The 2,838-nt window shown below is 34.7% G+C and carries 3 protein-coding genes; 2 read left to right on the forward strand and 1 reads right to left on the reverse strand.

Annotated elements, in window-relative coordinates; translation table 11 throughout:
* Window positions 1–865: carbon starvation CstA family protein (locus Q0410_RS04025; protein WP_299033074.1), on the reverse strand; the 865-nt coding region annotated here is incomplete at its 3' end.
* A 264-nt stretch (window positions 866–1,129) separates the two neighbouring features.
* Between Q0410_RS04025 and rimP the strand changes: the two genes are divergently transcribed.
* A complete protein-coding gene (gene rimP, locus Q0410_RS04030; RefSeq protein ID WP_299033077.1) occupies window positions 1,130–1,573 on the forward strand; it encodes a ribosome maturation factor RimP in 444 nt (147 codons plus the stop codon).
* An 11-nt stretch (window positions 1,574–1,584) separates the two neighbouring features.
* The coding region (nusA, locus tag Q0410_RS04035; protein WP_299033080.1) for a transcription termination factor NusA at window positions 1,585–2,838 on the forward strand (1,254 nt) is incomplete at its 3' end.

Below are 2,838 nucleotides of genomic sequence, written 5' to 3' on the forward strand. Positions count from 1 at the left end.
CACCTGCTGCCCAGATCATAGCTATAAAACCTTCAGCTATCATTGTAGAGTAGAAGGTCGATTTTGCTTCTTTTTCGCTTTTAACAGTTCTTGAAACAAGGGTTACTTGAGAACCGTGGAAGCCTGATAGGATGCCACAGGCAACTGTAATAAAGAATGCTGGGATAAATCTTTGTCCCTTAGGGTGGTCTGCTAGTAGGCCTTGGCCTTCAAAAGCAAGGTGGGCATTACCTTTTACAATTACACCTATAAGTACGCCTATAGCAGATATTATTAAGAATGCTCCAAAGAATGGGTAGATTTTACCGATTACCTTATCGATAGGCATTACTGTTGATAATATGTAATAAGCAAAGATTACAGCGTAGATTATCCAAATAACTGCACCTTCTGGGTCTTTTCCTAGGACGAATTTAGCGATTAAATCTCCTGGTGTATAAACAAATACAACACCTGTTAGGAGAAGTAGGATGGCTATAATCACATTATAAAAAGCCCTAACTCCGCCACCTAGGTATTTACCAACAAGTTTTGGTACCTGGCTACCACCGTTTCTCATAGAAATAAATCCTGTCATAAAGTCGTGGACTGCACCTGCTATTACACAACCAATAGGAATGGCTATAAAAGCGATAGGACCAAATAGGATACCTTGGATAGGGCCTAAGATTGGGCCTGTACCGGCTATATTTAGTAAGTTAATAAGCCAGTTTTTAGTCTTACTCATGACAACAAAGTCGACACCGTCGGCTTTTTTGACTGCTGGAGTTTCTCTATCGTCTGGTTCTAGTTGACTTTCAACATATTTTGAATAGAGATATCCTCCTCCTAACAAAATTATAAGTCCAATAATAAATAGTGTCATTGTTTCCTCCTTTATTTATTATTCTATACTCATTATAAGATAAATAAAAAAATAATACAAGCCTTTTCCTAAAATTTAACAAGAAAAGTCTTTTTATAACAATAGTTATACATGAAATATAATTCGAAAAACAATAATTTGTTGAATTCTTATTAACTAATTAAAGACTTATGAATATTGATATTTATAGATAAGAAAGTATAGTAAACATAGTAAGAGTGGGGCGGAAATTCCACTTTTTTTTAATGTTAGGGGAGATTTGAGATGGATTTAATAGAAAGATTAAAAGATGCCTTAGAAGGCGAAATAGAAGATTTAGGTTATGAGCTTGTTGACCTTGAGTTTATAGGAGGTAAAGACGGCCATAGGTTGATTTTCTATATTTATAATGAAAAAGGTATTACAATTGATGACTGTGAGAGAGTTAGTGGATATTTAGATGAGAGACTAGATGAACTAGACCTTATAAAAACTTCCTACTACTTAGAAGTATCCTCTCAAGACCTATCAAGACCACTTAAGACTGATAAGGACCTCCTTAGAAATAAGGATGAGCCTCTAAAGATTAAGCTTAAAAACGGAGACCTTATCCTAGCTAAGTTGAAAGATATCAAAGAAAATTTAATTGTATTTGCCAATGATAAGGGCGAAGATATTGAAATAGAAAAATCAGATATAAAGGAAATAAAAATAGAGATAGTGTTCTAAAAGGAGATAAGATGAACAAAGACTTTATGTTAGCCCTTGATGAGCTATGCAAGGATAAGAATGTAGAAAAAGAAATAATCCTAGATGCTCTAGAAAAGGCGCTTGTAAAAAGTTATCAGAAAAATTATGACAACCAAGAAAATGTTGATGTAGTTATCGACCACGATACAGGTGAAATAGGAGTATATGCCCTAAAAGAAGTAGTAGATGAAGTGGTAGATAATATAAACCAAATTAGCGTAAAAGATGCCAAAGAAGTAGATCCAACACTTTTTGTGGGAGACACTGCAAGGATAAAACTTGTACCTAAAAACTTCGGCAGGGTGGCAGCCCAAACTGCAAGAAACATTGTAATTCAAAAAATAAGAGATGCCCAAAGGGAATCTTTATTTGGAGACTACCTAGATAGGGAAAACGAACTTATAACAGGCTCTATCCAAAGAGTTGATAAGTATAATGTTTATGTAAATTTAGACAGGATAGAGGGAATTGTTCCACTAAAAGAGCAAGTTGCTACAGAACAGTACATCCCAAATGAGAGGATGAAATTTCTAATCAAGGAAGTTAGGAATTCAGGCAAAGACCCTCAAATTGTCCTATCAAGGTCTTCAGAAAATCTCGTTACAAGACTTTTTGAACTAGAAATTCCTGAAATAACTGACGGAATTATAGAAATATATTCAATTTCCAGAGAAGCAGGCTCAAGAACTAAGATGGCAGTTTTCTCAAATGATGAAACAATCGATGCTGTTGGAGCCTGTATAGGATATAAGGGAGCTAGGGTAAATACCATAGTTGATGCACTTCAAGGAGAGAAGATTGATATAATAAATTATTCAAATGATATAGAGACCTTTATATCAAACGCCCTATCTCCAGCTGATATAATAGAAGTTATTGTAAATGAGAAAAATAAAAAGTCCCTAGTGGTAGTAGAAGATGACCAATTATCCCTAGCCATAGGCAAGGAAGGTCAAAACGCAAGACTTGCAGCAAGACTAACAGGCTGGAAGATAGATATCAAGTCAAAACTAGAATTTGATAACCTAAGCGAAGAAGAAATAGATGAGATACTTGCAGTAAATGAAGTAGAAGAGGAATCTACCTTAGAAGATAGTCTTGATTTAGAAAAAGAGAATCTAAAAGATACTGAGGAAGAAAACCTAGAAGATAATTTAGAAGAAAGTACAGAAGACGAAAGCCTTCAGATATCTGAAGAATCAGATCAAGATCCTTATGAAGAAGATTTGGATGAATTAGAAGAA

It is taken from the genome of uncultured Anaerococcus sp. (genome assembly GCF_937934665.1).
Lineage (GTDB): Bacteria > Bacillota > Clostridia > Tissierellales > Peptoniphilaceae > Anaerococcus.

Coding starts and splice junctions, on each gene's coding strand:
- rimP (WP_299033077.1), top strand. CDS start 1,130: ATGGATTTAATAGAAAGATTAAAAGATGCCTTAGAAGGCGAAATAGAA.